Raw genomic sequence first — 326 nt, 5'->3', positions numbered from 1 at the left:
TGCGCTCGGCCCCTACGCAAACCTCTGTCCACGGCATCCGTTATTTTTTGGCGGACTCCAATGTACGGGTTATGGCGGCGACGGCGCCGCCGATGTCGGCGAATTCGGCGGGGAGGATCATGGTGTTGTTTTCTTTCGCCAACTTGCCAAACTCACGTACGTACTGTTCCGCTACACGCAAGTTCACCGCATCCTTGCCGCCTTCCAGGTTGATGGCTTCCGCGACGCGGCGAATACCTTCGGCGGTGGCGGTGGCGATCATTTCGATTTCCCGCGCTTTACCTTCGGCTTCGTTGATCTGACGCAGCTTTTCGGCTTCGGACAGG

General features: G+C 58.6%; 1 protein-coding gene. It reads right to left on the bottom strand.

The window, feature by feature from the left end; translation table 11 throughout:
- Positions 1 to 40: 40 nt before the first annotated feature.
- Positions 41 to 326, bottom strand: a 286-nt coding sequence (locus B3520_RS01320) for a band-7 C-terminal domain-containing protein (RefSeq protein WP_286875156.1), incomplete at its 5' end; no start/stop codon positions are given.

The organism is Marinimicrobium sp. UBA4509 (assembly GCF_002388575.1).
GTDB classification, from domain to species: Bacteria; Pseudomonadota; Gammaproteobacteria; order Pseudomonadales; family Cellvibrionaceae; genus Marinimicrobium; species Marinimicrobium koreense.
The sequence above is the reverse complement of the archived record's forward strand: the minus strand, read 5'-3'. Positions and strand labels throughout refer to the sequence as shown.